This is a genomic window from Sporomusa sphaeroides DSM 2875 (assembly GCF_001941975.2).
In the GTDB taxonomy this organism is placed as follows: Bacteria; Bacillota; Negativicutes; order Sporomusales; family Sporomusaceae; genus Sporomusa; species Sporomusa sphaeroides.
In genome coordinates this window covers 4912554-4937447 of the sequence record NZ_CP146991.1, presented here as the reverse complement: position 1 = coordinate 4937447, position 24894 = coordinate 4912554, and the positions used below count along the sequence as shown (strand labels likewise).

Annotated in this window: 21 protein-coding genes and 1 riboswitch; of the genes, 20 read left to right on the top strand and 1 reads right to left on the bottom strand. The window is 49.2% G+C overall.

What is annotated here, in order from left to right; translation table 11 throughout:
• The first annotated feature begins 85 nt into the window (after nucleotides 1-85).
• From SPSPH_RS22965 to SPSPH_RS22935, 7 genes are all read left to right on the top strand, one after another.
• Nucleotides 86-1483, top strand: coding sequence for an aspartate ammonia-lyase (locus SPSPH_RS22965; RefSeq protein WP_075756485.1), 1398 nt, complete (start codon nucleotides 86-88; stop codon nucleotides 1481-1483).
• A gap of 11 nt (nucleotides 1484-1494) precedes the next feature.
• Entirely contained in the window at nucleotides 1495-2718 is a 1224-nt protein-coding gene (gene hydF / locus SPSPH_RS22960) for a [FeFe] hydrogenase H-cluster maturation GTPase HydF (protein WP_075756484.1), read from the top strand.
• 14 nt (nucleotides 2719-2732) lie between these two features.
• A complete protein-coding gene (locus tag SPSPH_RS22955) occupies nucleotides 2733-3902 on the top strand; it encodes an aminotransferase class V-fold PLP-dependent enzyme (protein ID WP_075756483.1) in 1170 nt (389 codons plus the stop codon).
• The gene (locus SPSPH_RS22950; RefSeq protein ID WP_075756482.1) at nucleotides 3883-4575 is read left to right on the top strand and encodes a DUF554 domain-containing protein; all 693 of its coding nucleotides are present in this window, start codon (nucleotides 3883-3885) and stop codon (nucleotides 4573-4575) included. The genes SPSPH_RS22955 and SPSPH_RS22950 overlap by 20 nt, the downstream gene beginning before the upstream one ends.
• A gap of 136 nt (nucleotides 4576-4711) precedes the next feature.
• Complete coding sequence (locus SPSPH_RS22945; protein WP_223226262.1) at nucleotides 4712-5230, top strand: DUF4446 family protein; 519 nt, start codon at nucleotides 4712-4714, stop codon at nucleotides 5228-5230.
• Between the two features lie 198 nt (nucleotides 5231-5428).
• Entirely contained in the window at nucleotides 5429-6352 is a 924-nt protein-coding gene (locus tag SPSPH_RS22940) for a M23 family metallopeptidase (RefSeq protein WP_223226263.1), read from the top strand.
• Nucleotides 6353-6371: 19 nt separating this feature from the next.
• The gene (locus SPSPH_RS22935) at nucleotides 6372-6755 is read left to right on the top strand and encodes a bactofilin family protein (protein WP_075756480.1); all 384 of its coding nucleotides are present in this window, start codon (nucleotides 6372-6374) and stop codon (nucleotides 6753-6755) included.
• 110 nt (nucleotides 6756-6865) lie between these two features.
• On the opposite strand, the gene yyaC is transcribed toward SPSPH_RS22935, so the two are convergent.
• Entirely contained in the window at nucleotides 6866-7498 is a 633-nt protein-coding gene (gene yyaC, locus SPSPH_RS22930) for a spore protease YyaC (protein ID WP_075756479.1), read from the bottom strand.
• A gap of 159 nt (nucleotides 7499-7657) precedes the next feature.
• On the opposite strand from yyaC, the gene selA reads away from it, so the two are divergent.
• The 13 genes from selA (at nucleotide 7658) to SPSPH_RS22865 (ending at nucleotide 24835) form a co-directional block, all read left to right on the top strand.
• Nucleotides 7658-9052, top strand: coding sequence for an L-seryl-tRNA(Sec) selenium transferase (gene selA, locus SPSPH_RS22925; RefSeq protein WP_075756478.1), 1395 nt, complete (start codon nucleotides 7658-7660; stop codon nucleotides 9050-9052).
• On the top strand, nucleotides 9049-10929 hold the full coding sequence (gene selB / locus SPSPH_RS22920; protein ID WP_075756477.1) for a selenocysteine-specific translation elongation factor: 1881 nt from the start codon (nucleotides 9049-9051) through the stop codon (nucleotides 10927-10929). Before selA ends, selB begins: the two co-directional genes overlap by 4 nt.
• A 434-nt stretch (nucleotides 10930-11363) precedes the next feature.
• Nucleotides 11364-12470: a glutamate synthase gene (locus SPSPH_RS22915; protein WP_075756476.1), complete on the top strand. Its 1107-nt coding sequence runs from the start codon at nucleotides 11364-11366 to the stop codon at nucleotides 12468-12470.
• Nucleotides 12458-14095 carry a glutamate synthase-related protein gene (locus SPSPH_RS22910; RefSeq protein ID WP_075756475.1) on the top strand — a complete coding sequence of 546 codons (1638 nt, stop codon included), beginning with the start codon at nucleotides 12458-12460 and terminating at the stop codon, nucleotides 14093-14095. The genes SPSPH_RS22915 and SPSPH_RS22910 overlap by 13 nt, the downstream gene beginning before the upstream one ends.
• 12 nt (nucleotides 14096-14107) lie before the next feature.
• A complete protein-coding gene (locus tag SPSPH_RS22905; RefSeq protein ID WP_075756474.1) occupies nucleotides 14108-16417 on the top strand; it encodes an FAD-dependent oxidoreductase in 2310 nt (769 codons plus the stop codon).
• A 413-nt stretch (nucleotides 16418-16830) separates the two neighbouring features.
• On the top strand, nucleotides 16831-18009 hold the full coding sequence (locus tag SPSPH_RS22900) for an ABC transporter substrate-binding protein (protein ID WP_075756473.1): 1179 nt from the start codon (nucleotides 16831-16833) through the stop codon (nucleotides 18007-18009).
• Nucleotides 18010-18469: 460 nt separating this feature from the next.
• On the top strand, nucleotides 18470-19603 hold the full coding sequence (locus SPSPH_RS22895) for an ABC transporter substrate-binding protein (RefSeq protein ID WP_373325934.1): 1134 nt from the start codon (nucleotides 18470-18472) through the stop codon (nucleotides 19601-19603).
• 105 nt (nucleotides 19604-19708) lie between these two features.
• Nucleotides 19709-20605, top strand: coding sequence for a branched-chain amino acid ABC transporter permease (locus tag SPSPH_RS22890; RefSeq protein WP_083945593.1), 897 nt, complete (start codon nucleotides 19709-19711; stop codon nucleotides 20603-20605).
• A 10-nt stretch (nucleotides 20606-20615) separates the two neighbouring features.
• A complete protein-coding gene (locus SPSPH_RS22885) occupies nucleotides 20616-21578 on the top strand; it encodes a branched-chain amino acid ABC transporter permease (protein ID WP_075756471.1) in 963 nt (320 codons plus the stop codon).
• Entirely contained in the window at nucleotides 21556-22320 is a 765-nt protein-coding gene (locus SPSPH_RS22880) for an ABC transporter ATP-binding protein (protein ID WP_075756470.1), read from the top strand. Before SPSPH_RS22885 ends, SPSPH_RS22880 begins: the two co-directional genes overlap by 23 nt.
• Nucleotides 22321-22329: 9 nt before the next feature.
• Nucleotides 22330-23034, top strand: coding sequence for an ABC transporter ATP-binding protein (locus SPSPH_RS22875; RefSeq protein WP_075756562.1), 705 nt, complete (start codon nucleotides 22330-22332; stop codon nucleotides 23032-23034).
• A gap of 52 nt (nucleotides 23035-23086) precedes the next feature.
• Nucleotides 23087-23731, top strand: a complete 645-nt coding sequence (locus SPSPH_RS22870; RefSeq protein WP_075756469.1) for a CBS and ACT domain-containing protein — start codon at nucleotides 23087-23089, stop codon at nucleotides 23729-23731.
• Between the two features lie 53 nt (nucleotides 23732-23784).
• Nucleotides 23785-23862, top strand: a riboswitch (NiCo riboswitch).
• Between the two features lie 46 nt (nucleotides 23863-23908).
• A complete protein-coding gene (locus SPSPH_RS22865; protein ID WP_075756468.1) occupies nucleotides 23909-24835 on the top strand; it encodes a cation diffusion facilitator family transporter in 927 nt (308 codons plus the stop codon).
• Nucleotides 24836-24894 lie beyond the last annotated feature (59 nt).

Sequence of the window (24894 nt, the reverse complement as noted above, 5' to 3'; positions counted from 1 at the left end):
CGGTAGCGGCATAGTAGTGGCTGGTGCTGTAGATGTTTCACGTGAAACATTAGCAAGGGATTCTTGGTGACGGAGGTGCGTGAGGATGCGCCTGGAAAAAGATTTGCTGGGTGAGCGGGAAGTGCCGGCAGACGTATATTATGGTATTCATACCTTGCGGGCAATAGAAAATTTTCCTCTCTCCGGTTATAAAGTATCGGTAGTGCTGATTAAAGCCATTGCGCTAATCAAAAAAGCAGCGGCTGAGGTTAATGCCGAACTGGGGTATTTACCGAATGATAAGGCCCACGCGATAGCCTTAGCAGCAGATGAGGTTATGGACGGACAGTGGGAGGAACAGTTTGTCGTTGATGCGTTACAGGGAGGGGCAGGAACTTCGACAAACATGAATGTCAATGAAGTGCTGGCAAACCGGGCTATCGAATTTCTGGGCGGGCAGCGCGGCAATTATTCGCTGATTCACCCCCTTAATCATGTTAACATGCATCAGTCTACCAATGATGTTTATCCGACAGCCCTCAGAATTGCCGCCATTTGGCTGCTGAAGCCTTTGAGCGATGGTTGTGCAGCGTTGCAAGAGGCGCTGCAGGCCAAAGAAGCCGAGTTTGCCGGAATTATCAAGGTTGGCCGAACGGAAATGCAGGATGCTGTGCCGGTTATGTTAGGACAGGAGTTTAGTGCCTATGCCAGTGCAATCGCCCGTGACCGCTGGCGCTTGTACAAAGTTGAGGAACGACTGCGTCAGGTTGGTTTAGGTGGTACTGCCATTGGTACCGGGCTCAATGCGGATAAGAAATATTTATTTATGGTTAATGAACGGGTACGGCAGTATGCCGGTGTGGGCGTAGCCAGAGCGGAAAACATGATTGATGTTATTCAAAATGCTGATGTATTTGTGGAAGTATCCGGGCTGCTAAAAGCGTTGGCTGTCAATTTAGGTAAAATGGCGCATGATTTTAGATTAATGTCATCAGGACCATGTGCCGGTTTGGGTGAGATACGACTGCCTGAACGGCAGGCCGGGTCTTCCATCATGCCTGGCAAAGTTAACCCGATAATCCCGGAAGCTGTTAACCAAACTGTCTTTCATGTTATGGCCTCCGATATGGCCATTGCTATGGCGGCACAATCAGGTCAGCTTGAACTGAACCCATTTATGCCACTTATTGCGCATCATCTGTTGGAAAGTCTGACCATCTTAAAGAATACTGTAAAAGTTGTCAATGAATTTTGTGTACAGGGAATAACGGCAGAGGTCGAACGCTGTCAAAACTTATTGCATAACAGCCAGGTTAGCGTAACAGCACTGGTGCCGCATATTGGTTATGATTTGGCATCTAAGGTGGCGCGCAGAGCCATGGAGGGAAAAATAACAGTGCGGCAAGCCGCCATTGAACTGGCCGTATTGTCTGAACAACAGCTTGACGCCATCCTGGACCCGCGGGCTATGACTAGACCGGGTATTGCCGGAGCACGAAAATAGGGGGAAATAATATGGAAGAAACACCGAAAGGTTCCCGGCTGCATATTGCCATCTTTGGCCGGCGAAATGCCGGTAAGTCCAGTTTAATCAACGCTCTTACCAGTCAGGATATTGCTCTGGTTTCTGATGTGCCAGGCACTACCACTGATCCGGTATATAAAGCCATGGAAATATTGCCGATTGGTCCGGTCATGATTATTGACACAGCCGGTATTGATGATGTGGGAGATTTAGGTGCACTGCGGGTAGAACGAACCATGCAAGTGCTTAATAAAACCGATTTGGCAGTTATGGTAATTGAGCCGGAACAAGGTGTGACAGAGTTTGAAAAAGAGCTTGTTAAAGCAATCAGAAAACGTAAATTGCCGATTGCCGGTGTAATCAATAAAAGTGATTTGCTGTCAATAAGTCCGGAGCAGCTGGCACAGTGGAGTGTCGAGATAGATGTGCCGTTGATTGGCATTAGTGCCAAAACCGGTCAGGGAATTGAGGAACTAAAACGTCTCATGATTAAGCTGGCTCCTGATGATTGGGAAGGGCCGCCGCTGATTGGTGATTTGGTTTCACCGGGAGACACTGTCGTTTTGGTTGTTCCCATTGATTTGGCAGCGCCTAAAGGGCGCTTGATTTTACCGCAGGTGCAGACCATCCGGGATATTTTGGACAATGACGCCTGTGCTGTTGTGGTTAAGGAACGCGAGCTCAAAGAAGCATTAGCGGGTTTAAAGCAGCCGCCGCATTTGGTGGTTACTGATTCGCAGGAATTTATGAAAGTAGGCGCAGATACGCCGCCGGGTGTGATGCTAACCTCATTTTCGATTCTCCTGGCGCGTCATAAAGGTGACCTGGAAACCCTGGTAACGGGTGCTAAAGCCATTGACAGTCTGGAGCCGGGCGATAAGGTGCTCATAGCGGAAGGCTGTACCCATCACCGTCAGGCTGACGATATCGGGAAAATGAAAATTCCTCGCTGGCTTAGACAGAATGTCGGTGGCGAACTGGAATTTGAATGGGTGTCTGGCGGGACTTTTCCGCCGGATTTGACAAAATATAAATTGATTGTACATTGTGGCGGATGTATGCTCAATCGCCGGGAAATGCTGTATCGTTTGGCTACGGCCAGAGAAGCAGGGGTGCCAATAGTAAATTACGGCTTGTTGATTGCTCACCTTCATGGCATCTTGCACCGGGCGCTTGCGCCTTTTCCGCTGGCACAAATGATTTTGACAGAGTAGGGGCTGAACGAATTGTGATATATCTTGATAATGCCGCTACGACGTGGCCTAAACCGGAAAGTGTGTATCAGGCGGTAGATCAGTGCCTGCGAACAAGGGGGGCTAATCCCGGACGTGGCGGACATGGCATGGCGCGGGCGGCCAGCTTGTTATTATATGAAACCCGCGAAGCTTTAGCGGAGCTATTTGGCATTGCCGATGCCAATCAACTGGTCTTTACCTATAATGCTACCGATGCCATCAGTATGGCGGTTATGGGATTGGCAGATCCGGGTGACAGCATTGTGACTACATCCATGGAGCATAATGCTGTAGCCAGAACGCTTCGGCTTGCCCAGTCGCGAGGGGTAACGATTCATGTAATTCCCTGTGATTCGACCGGGCAGCTTGATATGCAGGCAATGGCAGCAGCCATCAGGCAAAAGCCGAAAGCGGTGGTGATGACCCACGCCTCTAATGTTACCGGTACTATTATGCCGGTTGCCGAGGTAGGTAAACTAACAAAAGAGCAAGGTGTTGCGCTGGTGGTTGATGCGGCACAAACCGCCGGTGTGGAGGATATCCATGTAGCAGATATGGGGATTGATATCCTGGCTTTTAGCGGGCATAAAGGGTTGCTTGGCCCGCAAGGGACAGGCGGCTTGTATATCCATGAGGCTATTACCGTACGGCCGCTGAGGGTTGGCGGTACCGGCAGCTTGTCTGAATCTGATTTGCAGCCGGAGTTTATGCCTGACAGCTTGGAAAGTGGTACACCCAATACACCTGGTATTGCCGGACTTAATGCCGGAGTGCAATTTATTCTGCAAACCGGTCAGGCTGCTATCCGGGCGAAAGAAATGGAGCTGACCGGACAATTACTGGCAGGCTTGCTGGCAATACCGGCAGCCAGTGTCTATGGCAGGCTTGATCTTTTAGGACGGACGGCAGTGGTTTCGTTTACCCTGAAAGGGCAGGACAGTGGGCAGATAGCGCACCTGCTTGACCAGCAGTATGCCATTGCCTGCCGTTCCGGCTTACATTGCGCACCCTGGGCGCATAAAACCATCGGTACGCTCGAGACCGGCACTGTGCGCCTAAGTCCGGGATATTTCAATACACAACAAGAAATTGAGCAGGCGCTTGCCGCCATTCGCGAAATTGCCGCTCAGGGAGGATTCATTCATGAAAGGGACTTTAGTTAATGTCGCGGCTGTAGTCGTTGGCTCAGGCTTGGGCCTGGTGCTAAAACGCGGTATTCCCGAGAAATATCAGAATACCATCATGCACGGGATGGCGCTGGCCGTCGGTGTCATTGGCCTGCAGATGGCATTTAAGACAGAGAATATGCTTATCGTTATTTTGGGGTTAGCTGCCGGGGCAGTTATCGGAGAAGCGCTCAATATTGATGGCGGTTTAAACCAAATAGGTAATTGGCTGTCAGAGAAACTGGGAGGCAAAGACCAGCCCGGACAAAACAATATCGGGCACGGATTTGTTACTGCCAGTTTAGTATATTGTATTGGTGCCATGGCGGTTGTTGGGGCAATCCAGGACGGTTTAACCGGAGATACCAGTACCTTATACGCCAAATCGTTACTGGATGGGATTACTTCGATTGTATTTGCCTCCAGTATGGGGGTGGGAGTAACCTTTTCCAGCCTGTCCATTCTGGCATACCAAGGCTCGATAACTTTACTTGCCGGATTTTTCAGCTCGGTGCTGTCTGACCGGGTGGTTACCGAATTAACGGCAACCGGCGGGATTCTTATTGTCGGAGTGAGCATACTAATGCTGGAAATTAAAAAGATAAAGCTGGCCAATTTGCTGCCTGCCATACCGGCTGCCGCCGCTTTAGCCTACTTTTGGCCGGTATAGGCGTAATAGTTGGCTTTCGCATGGATTTGCCGGTCATAATAGCAGTGAAATCCAGCTTTGACATTTGATCATAGCTAATAATCCTATGCCCGGAATTTTGTATGAAACTTTTGTCGCAAAAAAGAAAGGTGATGCAATGACTAACGTGGATTTATCGCAGTATACCGCATTAATTACTGCTAATTTGCCCTATATACTTCTTATACTGACAGCCTTAATTTTTTTGGCCTTACTTGTTTTTATTAATATTAGCATTAAAATGAATAAGCTTAACAAGCGTTACCGGAGAATGATGACAGGAATCGACGGCGGTAATATTGAGCGGTTGCTGCAGGTGCATATGGAAGAAGTACGTCAGGCAGTTACCAAAGTAAATCAGCTTGACGGGGAATATCGCCGTTTGCAGGCTGTCGCCGCTGCCTCCGTACAACATGTAGGTGTTGTACGCTTTAGCGCGTTTGAGGAGATTGGCAGTGACCTTAGCTTTTCCCTGGCACTGCTTGACAGCAAAAGGAATGGAGTTGTGTTATCCAGCATTTACGGGCGCAGTGAGTCGCGGGTATATGCCAAACCGGTGGTTAACGGTCAGTCAACCTATTTATTAACAGGCGAAGAAAAAGAAGCTATAGACAAAGCGTTGGGAAAAATTTCATAGATTGGCAGGATTTTTGCGTTTTTTGGCGAATAATACCAGGGTTGGAGTAATGCAATCTTGTCTAATGACTAGCCGCTTTAAGATTTCGGGTTGTTACAAAGGGTATTTAGAGCGGACAAGCCCTTGGATGAGGACGACGAACCTTCAGAAGGGTTAAATCCACCTGAAGCTAAGTCTACTTTACGAAGAAGGTGATATTTGTTGAAACAAAAAATGCAGAAGCCTGACAAGCGCGAATATACACTAATGATTGTGCCCCATCATGGCAAATCGGTATTTAGTCTTCGTATACCTATAAAAATAGTCAAATACGCAGCAGTAACGCTGGGTATCTGTCTTACGATACTTTCCGGCACAATGTTAAATTACCGGTATCAGGCCAATATAGCCACCCAGGAAAAGATCGAGTTAGTTCAATTGCGGGAAGTGAGCAGTAAGCAAAATGTAGAGCTGGAAGAGCTGGCTAAGGCGACTGCCGAGCTCCAGGACAATATGAACCGTCTCAACCAGTTGGACAGCGACCTTCGCCGCATGGTAAACAGTGAGGAGTCGGCTGCTGTTTCCCGTTCGGCGCCGGTACGTATCGCAAACTACAACGGACAAGGCGGGCCTGAGGTCAAGCCGGATATTAAACAGTTGACCACCCTGGTCAACGAGCTTAAGGCATCAGTAAGTGAGCGGGAGAAAAGTCTTAGCAATTTGAAAGACGCGTTAATAGAGAAAAATGAACGTTTAGCGGTTACGCCCTCCATTTGGCCGACGAATGGCGAAGTATCTTCCCGCTTCGGCTGGCGCAGTTCGCCCTGGGGTATGGGAAGCAGTTGGCATCCGGGCATTGATATCGCTAACGATATCGGTACGCCTATTGTTGCCGCAGCCGACGGTACGGTTGTCAATAGCGGCTGGTATGGCGGTTACGGTAAAATGATAGAAATTGATCATGGCAATGGCATTGTCACTATTTACGGACATAATTCCCGCAACCTGGTGGAAGCAGGCCAGAGGGTTAAAAAAGGTGAAACCATCGCTCATATGGGAAGCACAGGAATAAGTACAGGGCCGCACCTGCACTATGAGGTTCGCGTCAATGGCACGGCTGTTAACCCGTCAACTTTTTTATAAAATAGGAGGTTAAGCATTAATGTTTGGCATGAAGAAGCAGGCAGGCAGCGGTAACATTGGCGAGCAAGTCGGCACTATTATTGGCAGTGATACTTCTTTTAAAGGCAGCATTACTTCACAAGGCACCATTCGTATTGATGGCCAGCATGAAGGGGATTTAACTATAGCCGGTGATCTGGTAATTGGCGAACGCGGCCAGCTCCAATCGCAGATCAAAGCCCGCAGCATACTTGTTGCCGGCATGATCAGCGGCAATATTGAGGCTACGGATAAACTGGAGCTTATGCCTACCGCCAAAGTTTATGGGGATATTAAGGTGGGTACTCTCACCATTAACGAAGGCGCCGTGTTTCGTGGTGCCTGTCAGATGCTTAAGGAAGTACCGGCCGCAGAAAACGAGTGAAATGATCATAAAAAACCCCCGGAATACTGTTTGACGACAAGTATCCCGGGGATTTTCTATATTTACCAGAATGTATAAGTTTGGCGCGCTATTACAAGGCCGGCTTATTTTCAGTTTTGTGAATGCGTATGTGAACGGCCCAGACCAAAAGATAAGCTATGGGCAATTGTGTCAGCCATTTTCATTACCAGATTCAGTCTGGTGCTTTGCAGCACCAAATGTTCCATAAAGCCGCCAACATTAACAATACCGGTGATATAAGCATTCCCTACCGGCGGCAGGTTTTTGTTGACGGCAGCACCTGGCTTAACAGAGCCATGACCCAGTGTCACGCAGCCGACATTCTCCAGTTTTCCCAGGCAGGCATCTACGGCAATGACAAAAGGATGACTGAAGGAACTGCCAATAAATTTGAGTTTGTCTTCCAGATTGGTGGCGTGTACCGGATCGTCCAGGGTGCCGTAAATGTGGGGAAATAGATTAAGCGTTTTTAGTTTTGTACCGGTTAGCGGACCGAGAGAATCACCTGTTGAGCGGTCGGTACCAATACATAATACGATAATGTCATTTCCGTCGGCCCTGGCGGTTTCAATCAGATTACGGATGGAAATGGCTAAATCGTACATAACATTCGCTTGAGTGACATTAAACTTTAATTCGCGGCTTGGCCCGGGAACCGGTGGTGATGGCTTAGGCGGAGCTAATTTGTTTAAACGGGGAAAGTTTAAAAGATTATTTAGCATAGGCAAACTCCTGTTGCATATTTACTATTACCAGTATGTGTGAAAAAGCAATAATCTATACATCCGGGCAGGAATTTTTGCCAGAAAACAGGAATACACTATGAAATGTTTACCAGGTTATATCAATAGTTAAGGAACAATAGGGAGGCAGCAAGATAGATGGAGGGGAATAACAAGTTACGTTCTATACCGTCGATCGACCGGCTACTGTCGATTGCGTCAGCCGATAAAGAGATCAACGCCTATCCGCGCGAACTGGTGGTTGCTTGTTTGCGCCAGGTGGCGGCTGAGGCCAGAGAGGCACTCAGGCTGAACTCTGAGCAGGAATGCAGTCCGGCAGCCCTGCTGGTTGAGGCCAGGGAAATGCTGAGCCGGTGCAGCCGTCCCAGCCTGCGCCGGGTTATTAATGCCACAGGCGTAGTGCTGCATACCAATCTGGGGCGGGCGCCGTTAGGCAGGCGGGCCAGGGAATGTGTAACCGATGTAATGGCAGGCTATAGCACGCTGGAATATGATACGGAAACAGGCGGGCGCGGCAGCCGTTATGCCCATGTATCGGAGCAACTGTGTCAGTTAACAGGCGCGGAAGATGCTATCGTGGTAAATAATAATGCAGCAGCTGTGCTGTTAGTTTTGTCCGCTGTAACGAAAGGGCGGGAGGTTATTGTCAGCCGTGGTGAACTTGTGGAAATTGGCGGTTCTTTCCGCATTCCGGATGTCCTCAGACAAAGCGGCGCCACCCTTGTTGAAGTGGGAACCACTAATAAAACCCATTTGTCAGATTACGAACAAGCCATTGGGCCCAATACGGGGGCTATTTTAAAGGTGCATACCAGCAATTATCGCATCATTGGTTTTACAGCCCAACCGGACGGCCGGGAACTGGCCGCTTTGGCGCATCGCTATCAATTGCCGGTTATTGAAGACTTAGGGAGCGGGACACTGCTGCCGCTGGCTGCCGGCGGACAGACAGAACCTACGGTGGCAGAACGGCTGCAGCTGGGTTTTGATGTAGTTACTTTTAGCGGCGATAAACTGCTGGGCGCAGGGCAAGCTGGTATTATTGCCGGCAAAGCCCGATATGTGGCCATGATGAAACAGCAGCCGCTGCTGCGGGCTGTACGTATTGACAAGCTATCGTTAGCAGCCCTGGAAGGAACTTTGATGGAATATGTGCTGGGAGAGCCTGAACAGACTGTACCGGCATTAGCGATGCTTACTATTGCTGAGGATATATTGAAAGAACGGGCAATACAGCTTACCCGGTTAATTCTGCAGCCGGAACTAAGCGGTCTGACGGCCGAGGTCGTACCGCTGAGTTCACCCGCCGGCGGCGGCGCGCTCCCGCTTGCCGCTTTGCGGGGCTATGGTGTGGCTGTCAATATGCCGGGGATGAGTGCTGATAAGCTTGAAAGCCGCCTGAGGCAGCGGAATATACCCATTATTGTCCGAATTCAGGAAGAGCGGATTATTTTCGATGTGCGCTGTCTGGTTGAGACAGATATGGAGGAAATTGCGGCAGCGCTCAGCGAGATATGGAGGCCTGGGGCATGAAGTATGTCATCATTGGTACGGCCGGTCATGTGGACCATGGAAAATCGGCCATTATTAAAGCCTTGACCGGGACAGAGACCGACAGGCTGAAAGAAGAACAAATGCGCGGCATCTCAATTGATCTGGGGTTTGCCTCCCTGTCTTTGGGCGATAAGCTAAAGGCAGGGATTGTTGATGTTCCGGGACATGAACGGTTTCTTAAAAATATGCTGGCCGGCACAGGCGGCATTGATCTGGCCATGCTGGTAATTGCCGCCGATGAAGGGATTATGCCGCAGACCAAAGAACATTTGGCTATGCTCCAATTGTACGGCATCAGGCAGGGAATTATTGTTATCAATAAAATTGATAAAGTAGACGGCGAATGGCTGGAACTTGTCGAAGAAGAAATAAGAGAATATATGAAAGATACTTTTTTGCAGGCTGCCGCCATTTGCCGCGTATCGGCCATAACCGGCGAAGGCTTTGCGGGGCTTAAAGCCTCTCTGGCAGAACTGGCGGAAAAAATACCTGCCCGGGACAGCACCGCTCCGTTCCGGCTGTGGATTGACAGGGTGTTTACCGTTAAGGGGCATGGCGCGGTAGTGACCGGGTCGGTGCTGAGCGGGCAAGCCGGTGTGGGTGACAGCTTGCTGTTATACCCGGCAGAAACGGTTGTACGGATTCGCGGGTTAGAATCGCATGGTGAGAAAGCCGACAATATTATTGCCGGCCAGCGGGCAGCCATTAATCTGACGGGAATAGAACAGGAACAGCTTTCCCGGGGAATGATGCTCAGTGCAAGCACCCGCGGTGAAATAAGCTGCCTCTGGGATGTAGCCGCCGACTGGCGGCAGGAAGTGGAAAACGGTTTGCGGGTCCGGCTGCATCTGGGAACAGGTGAGTTTTTGGGCCGGATTTATTCCTTTAAAGGCACGGATAATCGCTATATGCGGCTGATTTTGGAACAGCCGTTAGCCGCAGGGGCTGGCGACAGGGGGATTATCAGACTGTATTCGCCACAGCATCTGCTGGGCGGTGTGACCTTGATCGCTCCCGGGTGTAATACCAGGCGGTTAACTGCTGCCAGGACTGCTTTAGCCGCAGCGGTGGCGTGCTCCGACGAAGCGGCTTCCCTGTATTATCGTCTGGCAGAGAGTCGTCAACTGTTAACAAAAGAGGAGATCAAACGGCAGAGCGGCTATCTTCCTGACCGGGCGGTGAATCAGGCGATTGAGCGGCTGACTGCGGCGGAAAAAATTCGTAAGCTGGACAAGTCGTATATTGCGACTGTGGTTCTTGAGCGACTGAGTCATACTGTTACCGGCATTTTGCAGGATTATCATAGACGTGAGCCTGACCGGAATGGTTTGTCCAAAGAAATAGTCCGGCAAAAAATGTCCCTTGGGGAGAAAAACTTTGACACCCTGCTTGCTTGCTGGCTGGAAACCGGTGTAGTGGTAATCGACGGCGGCCAGCTGGCATTAAAAAATCACGCCGAGCGTCATGGCGGCTGGCAGCAGGAGGTTGTGGCCAAAGCGGCAGTTGCGTTTGAAAATATTGGATTGATAAATATTGATCCGGAGTTATTGGCGCAAAAAATTGGTCTGCCGCCGGATAAAATTAAAGTTGCCCATGGTGAGCTGGTCCGGGCAGGGGTATTGATTAAGCTTGGAGATATGTTTGTATACAGCAAAACAATTCAAAACATTGTACAGCTTATTCATACATATTTTCAGGAGAAAGAGACCTTAACAGTGGCAGAGTTGCGAGATATTCTGAACACTTCCCGGAAAATTGCAGTTCCAATCATGGAATATCTTGATATGAATAAATATACAATAAGAGAAGGTGATATTCGTCGACCAAGCCGTAAAATCATGGATTTTTCAGAATAATTTTTTTTAAATTTGCATATTGACAGTATAACAATTCGTTTTTATAATATACTCAAGAGAAACAGTGTACAGCGTCGTGCATCTGTTACGTACAAACGTACTTTAAGGAGTGTGCCTAGGGTTCCGCGCTGCAAAGTGGGCTGGACCAAGCGGCACAGGTGCGACGTAACGAGCACTACACCGTGGGTATAAAAGACCCGGCGGAAAGTCCTAGGTTAGGATATTTCGCCAGGTCTTTTTATTGTCTTTATTCTAACAGAAAGTATAACTTTCTTTAAACGCAGGATAAGGGCAACACCGGTTTCCGCTGTCGCCAAAGGCTCGGAGCCAGCTGTGTATTCTTTAAAAATTAAGACTTGTGAGCAAGGCCGGCTGCCAGACGCGGCAAAGCAGCCGGCCGTTTAACGAGTCTAAGAGGGTGGGAGAGAAGTAGGATGTGTAGAATTGGAGCTATTAAAAGTAAAGTGGCCTTTCATCCGTCACTGGCGTTACAGTTAATGCTGCCCCAGCAGGAAGGACATGACAACTCCGGGTTCGCCATGGTCATGCAGGATTTGGAAGGAGTATTTGCCGATTATAAGGATAAGCCGTTACTGTCATTGGCTTGTACCCAAAAGGGCGCCTCTATGGTAGAGCTTTTCATGGAAACCAATAACTTTACCCCGGTGCATGAGTGGATTCCGCGAGGTGTCCGTCAGACAGGGCTTGACATCAAGGCCATGCCTTATTATATTTTTCGGGCTTATGATTATCCTGAGTATTATCGCCAGGCCACCCAGGAGGCAAAAGCAGAACTGCTGCTGGATATTCGCCTGGCCCTCAGGGAGCTGTTAGCCAAGGAGGAAGAAGGTTATGTCTATTCTTTCTGGCCTGATGTTTTAACCTTAAAGGAAATTGGCGATCCCCGCGATATTGCCGTCTATTTTAAATTATGGGACAATAACGGCGATTTAATGGCCAAAAATGTTGTTGTGCAGTGCCGGCAAAATACCAACTATGAGATTGTGCGATATGCTGCCCATCCTTTCTTTTTGCAGGGATATACGCTGTGTGCCAATGGTGAAAATACCTTTTATACCAAAAATAAAGAATATCAAAAATCGCTGCATCGCGGCTATATCGGCTTTGAATCAGATTCGCAAAACTTCCTTTATACTTTGCATTATGTTCTTGATGTGCTCAAATGGCCGATAAAGTACTACAAGCATGTGATTACGCCGCTGCCCTTTGCCGAGATTGCCAAACGGGCAGACCACCGGGAGCTGACAGCCATCCGCCAATCCTTAGGCCATCTGGAAATTAACGGGCCTAATACCATTATTGCTATGCTGCCTGATGGGCGGATGATGACCTGTTGTGACTCGAAAAAGCTGCGCCCGGTAGTTGTGGGCGGTGACGGTACCACTATTGCGATATCCTCGGAAGTTTGCGGTATAAATCAAATTTTGCCTAACCGTAACCAGGAGCTTGATATTTATCCGAATGAACGGGAAGTTGTAGTTATTACTTCGGAATTGGAGGTGGAACGATGGAAACAGTAAAAGTGCAGGATGTCAGCGTTAATGATCTGCCGTGGAAATTACAATATGTTCATGAACGCTGTACCATGTGCGGCAGCTGTGTGGCTGCCTGTACCTTTAACGCAATAGAGGCGGCCATGGAGCGGCGGTCTGTTACCGTATCCACCGGCCACCAGCCTGAACCCAGCCAGCGGCATATGGCCATTCCGGTCATTAAGCAGAAGGCAGCTGTAGGCAACGCCTGTGTGGGCTGCGGCATGTGTGAAAAGGTGTGCCCGAACAGTGCCATTAAACCTGTGCGCAACCTGGATTCACGGATAAATTATCTCAACCGGAGCGGCGGCTCGCCGGTTAAACGCGGCGGACGCAACAATCTTAGCGGCGGCGACCGGACACTGGACCGGATTGTGGTTGGCCGGATTTCGCAAATGACCGACCCGGCGTTAGACTCTGAACGGCATACTTTTGATATCCTGGCTCCTTTTGGCCGGGTGCTTTTGCCCCATGAATTGCCGCTGGCTTCCGATGGCCGGGAACTTAAACTGACGACTCAGACACCGCCGGTAAACTGGATTTATCCGGTAATCTTCAGCGATATGTCTATTGGTGCCCTTTCAACCCGGGCCTGGGAAGCTGTTGCCATGGCCACGGCGTATCTCAACGAAAAACATAATCTGCCTGTGCGGATGTGCTCCGGTGAAGGCGGCATGCCGAAAAAGCTCCTGCAATCCGAGCAGCTGAAATATATGATTCTGCAAATTGCCTCAGGTCATTTTGGCTGGAACCGGATTATCCAGGCATTGCCGCACATGAAGGCAGACCCGGCCGGCATTCTGATCAAAATCGGCCAGGGTGCCAAACCGGGTGACGGCGGACTATTGCCGGCAGCCAAAGTATCTAAACCGGTACAGTCTATTCGCGGCGTACCTAAGGCCGACCTGTTATCACCGCCTAATCACCAGGGACTGTATTCGATTGAAGAGTCGGTACAAAAGATGTTTATGTCCATGAATGCCGCCTTCAAGTTCCGGGTACCTGTTGCCATCAAATGTGCGGCTTCAGCGACCTCGGTTTCCGTTTATAACAACTTGCTGCGCGACCCATACAAAATTTGCGGCGGCTTTTTCATTGACGGCATCCAGGGAGGGACCGGCGCCGCCAATGAAGTGTCGCTTGACCATACCGGACATCCGGTGGTGTCCAAAGCCCGCGAATGTTATCTTGCTGCGGTTAAGCAGGGCCGCCAGGGACAAATCCCGTTATGGGCCGGCGGCGGCGTAGGCTTAACAGGCAACGCGGCAGCCGATGCCTTCAAACTCATCTGTCTGGGTGCCAATGGTGTCTTTATGGGCAAAATGCTGATTCAGCTGTGCGGCTGCGTCGGCAATGAACTTGGCCGCTGCAATGCCTGCAACACCGGTAACTGTCCTGCCGGTATTTGTACCCAGAACCCGCGGCTGGTAAAGCGTCTGGATATTGATAAAGCGGCGCAAAACATTGTTGACTACATGCTGGCCTTAGACAGCGAACTCAAAAAGCTTATGGCGCCTGTCGGCAACAGCTCGCTGCCTGTGGGACGCTCTGATGCCCTGGTTAGTACCGATAAAGCCATTGCCGACAAGCTGGCTATCCAATATGTATGTTAGGGGGACCTCTGCATGTTTAAAATAAATACCATTGACGGTAACAACCGGATGTCCACGCAGGACCTCTTAGAAAGCATTAATGCAGCGTTGGCGCAGGGAGAAACCGAATTTTATATTGAAGCGGCAGGTCAGCATGATATTGGCGGTCCGCTGTGGCATCCGGAAGGAAAACCGCTTACCTTCCTGGTCAAAAATGCCGGTCAGCGGGTAGGCTCCATGTGTTTGCCGGGAACGGAAATTATTGTGGAAGGCTCTGCCTCGGCCGATATCGGCTGGCTTAACGCCGGCGGCCGGATTGTCGTAAAAGGCGATGGCGGCGATACGGCTGCTCATTGTGCCGCTGCCGGCACAATTTATGTCGGCGGCAGGGCGGGAACCCGCTCCGGTTCGCTGATGAAGCATGACCCGCTGTTTGACGCGCCGGAATTCTGGGTACTTAAAAATGTCGGCAGCTTTGCCTTTGAGTTCATGGGTGGCGGCATTGCCGTAGTGTGCGGCTATGACAGTGAACAGTTTGATTCGGTATTGGGTGACCGGGCTTGCACCGGGATGGTGGGAGGCATTGTTTACTTCCGGGGCAGTGCCGGCGGCATATCGGCCAAAGATACCAAGATTCTGCCGTTGGCAGCAGAAGATATTGCCTATCTTGACGGAAAAATGGAGGACTTTCTGAATGCAGTCGGCCGGCCGGAACTAAGAACAGAACTGACTGACTGGCAGGAATGGCACAAGGTAGTACCGCTTTCTTATGACGAACGTCCCAAAAAAGCCAACACCGACCTGTTTTCCTTCCGGAACAGTGCCTGGGTGCCTGGCAGTATTTTCAGTGATGTCTGTGACGACGACTTTACCGTTATCGATACTGTTGCGACAGGAGAATACCGCCGGCGCGTCCCTGTCTGGGAGAATGGAAAATATAGCGCCCCCTGCGAATTTAACTGCACGGCCTCAATCCCATCCCAGCAGCGTTTCAACTTGCTCCGGGACGGCAGGATTGAGGAAGCTTACCGTCTGGTGCTTGAATATACACCTTTCCCCGGTTCTGTGTGCGGCGCAGTATGCCCTAATCTCTGCATGGATGACTGTACCCGCAAAACCGTGGATATTTCAGCGCAAATCGGTAAACTGGGACGATATTCGTCAGCCGTTGACGTACCTATGCCTGAGGCTGAAACCGGCAAACATGTGGCCGTCATCGGCGGCGGCGCTGCCGGACTGACAGCTGCCTGGCAGCTGGCGCGGCTGGGGCATAAGGTAACCGTATTTGAAGCCGATGAAAAAATGGGCGGTAAAATGGAGCAGGTTATCCCGCGCTCCCGTCTGCCGCAGGAGACGCTGACACGGGAGATCGCCCGCATTGCGGCCATGGGTGTTGCCTATAAAACCGGGGTAAGTGTGGACAAAGAAAAATTTACTTCTATTAAAGAATGTCATGATGCGGTAGTGGTGGCCACCGGGACGCATGTAACCAAAGTGATTCCCTGGCCGGGGCATGAACGCATTATCAAAGGTCTGGATTTCCTTAAAGCCATCAACAAAGGAGAAAAACCGGCTATTGGTAAACAGATCATCGTTATCGGCTGCGGCAACTCGGGCATGGATGTGGCTGTCGGGGCCTATGGCCTTGGCGCAGAACAGGTTACCTGCATTGACGTGCAGCGGCCGGCTGCCTTCGCGGCGGAGCTGGCGCACGTTAAGGCGCTGGGCGGAGAAATTTGCTGGCCGGTATTTACCAAAGAGGTGACAGATGAGGGAATCATTACGCAAGATGGCAAGCTGATTAAAGGCGATACCGTAATCATTGCTATTGGTGAAGTGCCTGATCTGGATTTTGTGCCTGACGGTATTGCTTTGGAACGCGGCTTTTTGCAACCGGCCGGTAATTATAGTGTGGCTCCCGGTATCTTTACGGCCGGTGACACCATTCGTCCCGGTCGGCTGGTGGACGCCATCGGTGCCGGCCGCGAGGCCGCCCTGGCTGCCGACGCCTATCTGAGGAGTGCCGCCTATATGCCTGCAGGGAAGATTAGGATTCCGGCAGAGCGGATGAGTACCGCCTACTTTAAAAAATGTCATAGCTGCGATGTACCTGACGCCAGCGGTGACTACGCCCGCTGCATTAGCTGTGGTACTTGCCGTGATTGCCATATGTGCCTTAAATCCTGCCCGGAAAATGCCATCACCCGGCTGGCCGGGGAAAATGGCGCCGAATATGTGTCAGATCCGGCAAGCTGTATTGGGTGCGGTATTTGTGCCGGTATTTGTCCCTGCGGTGTCTGGAATATGGAGACAAATGCCGAACCGATTAAATTTTACCGATAAATGGAGACTCAGGCATAACTCCTGCTGATAGAAACCGGAAGTCTTAAAGCGGGCCGGCCTTTGGCTGCCGTGTCGTTATATCTGACGCGGCAGCTATATGCCGGCCATGTATTCTGTCAGGGGAGTTATGTTCTTTGTGCGAAAGCAGAGGCATACAGGGAACAAAAATAAATATATTGACAGTTCTGATAATTTGCAAATATAATGAATGCTACAGGATAATAAACACAAACATCTACAAGTAAAAAACATTATCCTGTTATTGGGGACGAAGGTAAATTTGTATAAGGGGGTTGAGACGCGGCCGTTACAAATCTATATTGCTGCTTAATGGTAACTCAGTAGGTTTCCCGGAAATCTGTTTTAGTGTAACGAATGAGCTAAATCTGTAAAGGGAAAGAGGAGAAATCTGTATGAAGAAAAAATGGCTGATATTGATCAGTCTGGCAGTAACTTTTACCATGTTGGCAGCTTTAGTAACAGGCTGCGGCAGCTCGACCACCTCCAAACCGGCTGACTCAAAAGTTATTAAAATCGGTGGCAACTATGAACTGACCGGTGGTATTGCCAACTTTGGCACCCAGACCTCAAATGGAATTAAACTGGCGTTCAAAGAAGCCAATGCCGCCGGCGGTGTGCTTGGCAAGCCGATTACCCTTATTCTGGCCGACAACAAGTCAGAACCGGCCGAAGCCGCCAATGCCATTACCAAACTTATCACGCAGGATAAAGTGGTAACAGTACTGGGGCCGGTATCCAGCTCCAATGTACTGGCTACCCTTCAGATTGCCGAAGACCATAAAATTCCTGTACTAACCGCTACCGCGACCAACCCTAAAGTTACAGTAGACAATGGCAAGGTGCGTCCCTATGTTTTCCGCGCCTGCTTTATTGATCCCTTCCAGGGCAAGGTAATGTCCGATTTTGCCATCAAGTCGGTTAAGGCCAAAACCGCCGCTGTCTACCTGGATAGCAGTTCTGATTATTCCAAAGGCCTGGCTGAGGTTTTTGCAGCTGCTTTTGAGCAGGATGGCGGCAAGATCGTAGCCAAAGAAGGTTTCTTGCAAAAAGATACAGATTTTAAAGCCACTTTAACCAAGATAAAAGCCACCAACCCTGATGTTATCTTTATTCCGGCGTATTACGAAGAAGTGGGCAAGATTGTGAAACAGGCCCGCGAGCTGGGAATTACTGTACCACTGCTGGGCACCGACGGCTGGGACGATGGCAAGCTGGTTGAAATTGCCGGTGCAGCTGCCCTTAATAACGGTTTCTTCAGCAATCACTATTCCTCGCAGGATAAAGACCCTAACATCGTAAAATTTGTGGAAGCTTACAAAAAAGAGTATGGGCAGGAGCCCAGTGCGCTGGCTGCCCTTGGTTATGATTCCGGTATCATGATTATTGACGCCATTAAACGTGCCGGCAGCGATGATCCGGCTAAAATCCGTGAGGCCCTGGAACAAACGAAAAACCTCCAGGTAAGTACGGGTATCCTGACGCTTGACGCTAACCATAATCCGGTTAAAAGTGCGGTAGTTATTGAAATGAAAGACGGAAAGCAAATGTTCAAAGAGAAAATCAACCCTTAATAGCAAAACAAATAAGAACAAGGTGTTAATTTCTGGCTAAGCACCTTGCTTGCGCTTGTTGGTCCTTAACCCGGGATATGCAAAAAAACAGATACTCAATGACACTGTCAGTATACAATGCGGTGAAGGGGGAAGGCGGAGGCCTTACCCCCTTTCCGGCTTCAAAGGAAACCATAGGAATATGTCCGTGTATGGTGTACATTGAAGCAGATGTACTATGCTGAGAGTATTGACAGCGATGGACAAGACCCCTATAATTACACTGTATGGCATACAATGATATGTTGTTAGTGGACACGGAGTGCTAGCAACCGGAGGACTTATCGTACATTGTTTGCTGAGTCCTCCAGCAGTATGGCGGGAGATAGTGCATATATTACCCGGACCAGCTGCATCCGTATTTAGTATTTTGGGAGGGGAAACTATGGTAAAGACAAAATTCTTCAAGCTCGTAAGTGTAATGGTTGGTGTGCTTATGGTGGCAGGGCTTGTTGCCGGCTGTGGTGGCCAGAAGGAAGATGTAATTAAGTTTGGAGCCAACTTGGAGATGACCGGCAATAACGCCACTTTCGGTCAGTCGGCTACAAACGGCGCTAAACTGGCAATTAAAGAAGTCAATGCTAAAGGCGGCGTATTGGGCAAGCAGCTTACCCTGGTAGTTGCCGACAATAAGAGCGAAGCAGCCGAGGCAGCCAATGCTATGCAAAAATTACTTACTCAAGATAAAGTGGTAGCGGTTATTGCTCCTATTGCCTCATCCAGTGTAATTGCGGCAGCGCAGGTTAATGCTGACAATAAGGTGTTGGCAATCAGCCCGACCGCATCCAATCCTAAAGTTACGGTTGATCCTAATACCGGCAAGGTTCGCGAATTCAATTTCCGGGCCGCCTTTATTGATCCATTCCAGGGTTCGGTAATGGCTACCTTTGCGCAAAACTCGCTTAAAGCCAAAACAGCAGCTTTATATATTGATAATTCCAGTGACTATGCTAAAGGCTTAGGCCAGTTCTTTAAAGAAACCTTCGAGAAAAACGGCGGCAAAATTGTTGCCAGTGAAGCTTATCTGGCCAAAGATACCGATTTCAAAGCCACGTTGACCAAAATCAAGGCCCAGAATCCGGATGTAGTATTTGTTCCCGGCTATTATCAGGAAGTGGGCATGATTATTAAGCAAGCCCGCGAGCTTGGTCTTACAGTGCCTTTCCTGGGCGGCGACGGCTGGGATTCGGCTAAGCTGCCGGAAATCGGCGGCGCACAAGCCTTAAATAATACCTTCTTCAGCAATCACTATTCGCCTGATGACAACAGTCCGGCGGTACAGACTTTCGTTGAAGCTTATAAGAAAGAATACAATCAAACTCCTGACGCCTTTGCGGCATTATCCTATGATGCTACCATGATGGTCATTGAAGCCATGAAACGTTCCAACAGTGCCGATCCGGTCAAAATCAAGGATGAATTGGCCAAAACCAAGGATTATCAGGCAGTTTCCGGTTTAATCTCTTTTGATGCCAACCATGATCCGATTAAGAGTGCCGTAATTATTGAGATGAAAGACGGCAATAAAACCTTTAAAGAAAAGGTTAATCCCTAATTAAGGGTGCGTTGCGTTCCCTGTGGCCGGGGCTTGCCCCGGCCATCCGGACCAACCGGCCCTTCAACACACTATACTATTTTGAAATGGAGAGGGGAGAGCGCATTGGAATCTTCACACATAATTGTACAGTTAGGACAACAATTAATTAATGGTATATCCCTGGGCAGTATTTATGCGCTCATTGCACTGGGTTATACTATGGTTTACGGTATAATCAGGCTGATCAACTTTGCCCACGGCGACATTTATATGGTGGGCGCCTATGCAGGGTTTTTTGCTACATCGATACTGAAGTTTTCTTTTGTGCCGGCCTTGATTTTTTCCATGTCTATGGCCAGTATCCTGGGTATGGTTATTGAACGGGTTGCGTACCGGCCACTCCGGCATGCGCCTAAAATAGCCATACTGATTACGGCTATCGGTGTATCATTGTTTTTGGAATATGGCGGAATGCTGTTGGTGACACCACAGCCGCGTACGTTCCCGGCAATATTTGCCGCGGAGATTTATAATTTTGGCGGCCTGGTAATTAACAGCCAGCAAATCGTCATTTTAGGGGTATCCCTGCTGCTTATGGTCATTCTGACCTATGTCGTACACCGCACCAAAATGGGCAAGGCTATGCGTGCCGTATCCTTTGATACCGATGCCGCCCGCCTTATGGGCATTAATGTTGACAAAGTAATTTCTTTTACTTTCGGTATCGGCTCAGCTTTAGCAGCTGCAGCCGGTGTGCTTGTCGGCATCTACTACAACTCAATTGATCCGCTTATGGGTATTATGCCTGGGCTAAAGGCCTTTGTTGCCGCCGTACTGGGCGGTATCGGCAATATTCCGGGAGCCATGCTTGGCGGCACCATTTTGGGTGTTATCGAAGCATTGGTCAGCGGCTTCTGGTCCTCCACTTTCCGGGATGCGGCAGCATTTGCCATCCTGATTATTATTTTAATATGGAGACCGGCAGGCCTCTTGGGTAAAAATATCCGGGAGAAAGTGTAGGTGGCAGGCCGTGAATAACAAAACTAAAACAGATGTGAAAGCATTATTGGCCTGTTTGGTCATTTACGCTAGTATCCAAGGCCTGATGATGGCCGATATTATCGGCTCATTTTGGCAGCTTAATATTATATTAATCGGTATCAATATTATTTTGGCAGTAAGCCTTAACCTTATTAATGGCTTCACCGGTCAGTTTTCCATCGGCCATGCCGGGTTTATGGCGGTTGGCGCTTATGTAAGCGCCGTGCTTACGGTGAAAATGCAGTTGCCATTTTTAGCTGCTATTTTAGGCGGCGCAATGGCCGCCGGGGTATTAGGCTTTGCGATTGGCTTGCCGACCTTGCGGTTAAATGGCGATTACCTGGCCATTGCCACATTAGGTCTGGGTGAAATTATCCGGATCTGTATTCTCAATATTCAGTATGTTGGCGGTGCTTCAGGCTTTATGGGCATTCCCCGCTATACTGATTTTACCTGGGTATTTGCGTTTGTTGTGTTTACCGTATATGCTATTAAGAATTTTGTTAATTCAACACATGGGCGGGCTTGTATTTCTATTCGCGAAAACGAAATTGCCGCCGAAGCCATGGGTGTGGATACGACAAAATACAAAGTATTGGCCTTTACCATGGGGGCAGCTTTTGCCGGTGTGGCCGGCTCACTGTTTTCCCATTACTTTTACATTGCCCATCCGGCCTCCTTTACCTTCATGCGGTCGTTTGACATTTTGACCATGGTGGTACTGGGCGGTCTGGGCAGCATTAGCGGCAGTATTACCGGCGCTGTTTTGCTGACCTTTATTTCGGCAGCACTGGCCAGTTATCCTGAGTGGCGGATGATTATTTACTCGCTGCTGCTCATTATTTTAATGCTTTACCGGCCGCAGGGGCTGTTTGGCAACAAAGAGCTAAGCTTGAAAATGTTTAGCCGCGTGACAGGAGGTAAGAAAGATGGCTCTACTCAAGGCAACTAAGCTATCGAAAGTCTTTGGCGGCTTAAGAGCGGTATCAAATTTCGAAGTCGACATTGCGCCAGGCGAGCTGGTTGGTCTTATCGGTCCTAATGGCGCGGGTAAAACAACAGCATTTAATCTCTTAACCGGGGTGTATGAGCCGACAGAGGGACAAATTGAGTTTGACGGCAAAAGCGTTGTCGGGCTTAAACCTTATCAAATCACGCAGCGCGGTATTGCCCGTACTTTTCAGAACATCAGGCTGTTTGCCGACTTAAGTGTGCTTGACAATGTTAAAATTGCCTATCATTTTCACGTGCAGTATGGTTTGATGGAATCGCTGTTTCGCGTCGGTCGTTACCATAAGGAAGAGGCTGAAATTGAGGAAAAAGCCATAAAGTTTCTGGAGATATTTCAGCTGGCCGATAAAAAAGATGAGATCGCCAAAAATTTGCCCTATGGTGAGCAGCGCCGCCTGGAAATTGCCCGCGCCCTGGCCGCCCAGCCCAAACTACTCTTGCTGGATGAACCTGCTGCCGGCATGAATCCCCAGGAAACACAGCAACTGATGGAAATGATCCGCTGGATAAAAACAAAGTTTGACCTGACCATCCTCCTGATTGAGCATGATATGAGTCTGGTTATGGGTGTATGTGAGCGCATTTACGTGCTTGATTATGGCAGTATTATCGCTTCGGGAACGCCGGAGGAAATCAAAAATAATCCGCGGGTTATCGAGGCTTACCTCGGCGAGGAGGTATAGACCATGACAATGTTAAAAATTGATAATATAAATGTATACTATGGCGCTATTCACGCCTTAAAGGGCATTAGTGTTGATGTTAACCAAGGGGAAATCGTAACCTTAATCGGCGCTAATGGCGCCGGTAAGAGCACGACACTGCGTACCATTTCCGGTCTGCTGAAGCCTAAAATCGGTCAGATCATTTTTGAGGGCCAGGACATTGCCGGTATGGCGGCTCAAAATATCGTTAAACTGGGAATTTCACAGGTTCCGGAAGGCCGCCGGGTATTTGCCCATATGTCGGTGCTGGAGAATCTGGAACTGGGCGCCTATCTTCGTTCTGATACCAAAGAAATTAAAGCCGATATGGATATCGTATTCGGACGTTTTCCCCGACTGGCAGAACGGCGCAGTCAGTTGGCCGGGACGCTTTCCGGCGGTGAGCAGCAAATGCTGGCCATGGGCCGGGCGCTGATGAGCCGTCCCCGGATTTTACTCCTGGACGAACCCTCGATGGGTTTGGCACCGCTCCTGATAAAAGAGATATTCTCCATCATTAAAGATATTAATGAAACAGGTACTACCATCCTGTTGGTGGAGCAAAACGCCAATATGGCATTGTCTATTGCGCATAAGGCTTATGTACTGGAAACCGGCCGGATAATTCTGTCAGGCAGTGGCCAGGAATTGGCGGAAAGCGAAGAAATACGTAAAGCTTATTTGGGCGGCTAACAGCCGCCCAAATACCCATAGCTAAAATACATATGCAGGGAAGTGTTATGTTATGATCGTATCCAAACGAATGACACCCAATCCCACTACCATAACGTCTGCCATGACTATTGTGGATGCGCTGCAAATCATGCGCAGCAACAAGTTCCGCCGTTTACCGGTGGTGGATAACGGCAAGCTGGTGGGTATTGTCACCGATAGGGACCTTAGGGAAGTATCGGCTTCACCGGCCACCTCGCTGTCTGTATTTGAACTAAACTATCTTTTGTCTAAAATGCAGGTTAAAGACATTATGGCCAAAAAGGTGCTGACCGTGAGTGCGGAAGCTACTGTGGAAGAAGCCGCGCTGATTATGTATAATCATAAGATCGGCGGCCTGGTTGTTATGGATCAGAACCAGCAAGTTGTCGGAATCTTAACCGAAACCGACATTTTTAAAACCTTTGTGGACATCATGGGATTACCGCAGGGGAAAACCCGCTTAAGTATTGTAGTGCCTGACCGGTTAGGCGTTGTTCATGATATTTCCGGCGTGTTCAAAGAGTTCGGGATCAGCATCGGCAGCTTTGCCAGCTACCCAACCGACGAGGGGCAGTATGAAGTGGTTATCCGGGCCGATATTAAAGATGTGAAAGCTTTTACCGAACGCCTGGCGGCAGTGGGCTACCCGGTGCAGCATGTTGTGCAGATCGGTTAGCAAATAACAGTTTCCTCACAAAATTTTACACATTTTGTTTGCTGTGTTAATATAATATAAAGTAGGAACAGGCGGCCTTTACCATAAGGCGCAGCCGGGCAGCAAGCAGCAGGAAAGCCTGCGGGACCTATATCCCGCAGGCTTATTTTTATTTTCCACTTATTGGGAGGGAACGGTTTGGATAAAGATTACAATCAACTAAAGCAGAAAACCGCACGGCTGTCGGTAGTATCGAACACCCTGCTTGTGGCGTTAAAATTATTTGTGGGGATAATGACCGGTGCTGTAAGTATTATCTCTGAGGCAGCCCATTCCGGCGTGGACTTGATTGCTGCCTTGGTTGCCTATTTTGCTGTAAAGAAGTCTGCTCAGCCACCTGATGACCAGCATGCGTACGGTCATGGCAAAATTGAAAACCTGTCGGCAGCCTTTGAAGCGGTGCTGATTGTGCTGGCAGCACTATGGATTGTGTATGAGGCTGTAGATAAAATAAATAATCCGCATGTGCCGGAATACCTGGAATATGGACTTATTGTCATGGCCCTGTCGGTAGCTGTGAACTATTGGGTATCCAGCAAACTGTATGCTGTGGCCCGCCTGACCGGTTCACAAGCGCTGGAAGCCGATGCGCTTCACCTCAGAGCCGATATCTGGACAAGTATGGGGGTCTTTATCGGGCTGGTTATTATCAAACTGACCAATCTGTATTGGCTGGACCCGGTTATTGCCATTGTCGTGGCGGTCATTGTCTTTAAGGCCGGTTTTTCAATGACTATGAAAAGCATCTATGAACTGACCGATGTCAGTTTGCCGCCGGCAGAAGAAGAAATCATCAGAGGCATTGTTTACGCTCATCCGGCTGTTATTGCCTTTCACCAGCTGCGTACCCGGCGGTCAGGCAGTTGGCGGCTTATTGACATGCATATTGTTCTGCAAAAGAATATGCATCTCGATAAGGCTCATGCCGTATGCGACGAGCTTGAAGCGTTAATCAAGCAACAATTCGTACCCTGTGATGTTACTATCCATTTAGAGCCTTGTGATTATACCGAGGGCTTTAGTACCTGTCCGGTCGAATGTAGTGAAAATTGCAAGCGTGATTAGGGTAATAGGACACTATCGGCTTGCGCCGTTGCCACAGGCACGGCACAAGCCGTAGTTTT

What these genes read in the sequence shown, in the direction of transcription:
- SPSPH_RS22900 (WP_075756473.1), top strand. Translation starts at nt 16,831, where the DNA reads ATGAAGAAAAAATGGCTGATATTGATCAGTCTGGCAGTAACTTTTACC.
- SPSPH_RS22945 (WP_223226262.1), top strand. Translation starts at nt 4,712, where the DNA reads ATGACTAACGTGGATTTATCGCAGTATACCGCATTAATTACTGCTAAT.
- selB (WP_075756477.1), top strand. Translation starts at nt 9,049, where the DNA reads ATGAAGTATGTCATCATTGGTACGGCCGGTCATGTGGACCATGGAAAA.
- SPSPH_RS22870 (WP_075756469.1), top strand. Translation starts at nt 23,087, where the DNA reads ATGATCGTATCCAAACGAATGACACCCAATCCCACTACCATAACGTCT.
- SPSPH_RS22950 (WP_075756482.1), top strand. Translation starts at nt 3,883, where the DNA reads ATGAAAGGGACTTTAGTTAATGTCGCGGCTGTAGTCGTTGGCTCAGGC.
- SPSPH_RS22895 (WP_373325934.1), top strand. Translation starts at nt 18,470, where the DNA reads ATGGTTGGTGTGCTTATGGTGGCAGGGCTTGTTGCCGGCTGTGGTGGC.
- yyaC (WP_075756479.1), bottom strand. Translation starts at nt 7,498, where the DNA reads ATGCTAAATAATCTTTTAAACTTTCCCCGTTTAAACAAATTAGCTCCG.
- SPSPH_RS22875 (WP_075756562.1), top strand. Translation starts at nt 22,330, where the DNA reads ATGTTAAAAATTGATAATATAAATGTATACTATGGCGCTATTCACGCC.
- SPSPH_RS22965 (WP_075756485.1), top strand. Translation starts at nt 86, where the DNA reads ATGCGCCTGGAAAAAGATTTGCTGGGTGAGCGGGAAGTGCCGGCAGAC.
- SPSPH_RS22910 (WP_075756475.1), top strand. Translation starts at nt 12,458, where the DNA reads ATGGAAACAGTAAAAGTGCAGGATGTCAGCGTTAATGATCTGCCGTGG.
- SPSPH_RS22880 (WP_075756470.1), top strand. Translation starts at nt 21,556, where the DNA reads ATGGCTCTACTCAAGGCAACTAAGCTATCGAAAGTCTTTGGCGGCTTA.
- SPSPH_RS22935 (WP_075756480.1), top strand. Translation starts at nt 6,372, where the DNA reads ATGTTTGGCATGAAGAAGCAGGCAGGCAGCGGTAACATTGGCGAGCAA.
- selA (WP_075756478.1), top strand. Translation starts at nt 7,658, where the DNA reads ATGGAGGGGAATAACAAGTTACGTTCTATACCGTCGATCGACCGGCTA.
- SPSPH_RS22915 (WP_075756476.1), top strand. Translation starts at nt 11,364, where the DNA reads ATGTGTAGAATTGGAGCTATTAAAAGTAAAGTGGCCTTTCATCCGTCA.
- SPSPH_RS22905 (WP_075756474.1), top strand. Translation starts at nt 14,108, where the DNA reads ATGTTTAAAATAAATACCATTGACGGTAACAACCGGATGTCCACGCAG.
- hydF (WP_075756484.1), top strand. Translation starts at nt 1,495, where the DNA reads ATGGAAGAAACACCGAAAGGTTCCCGGCTGCATATTGCCATCTTTGGC.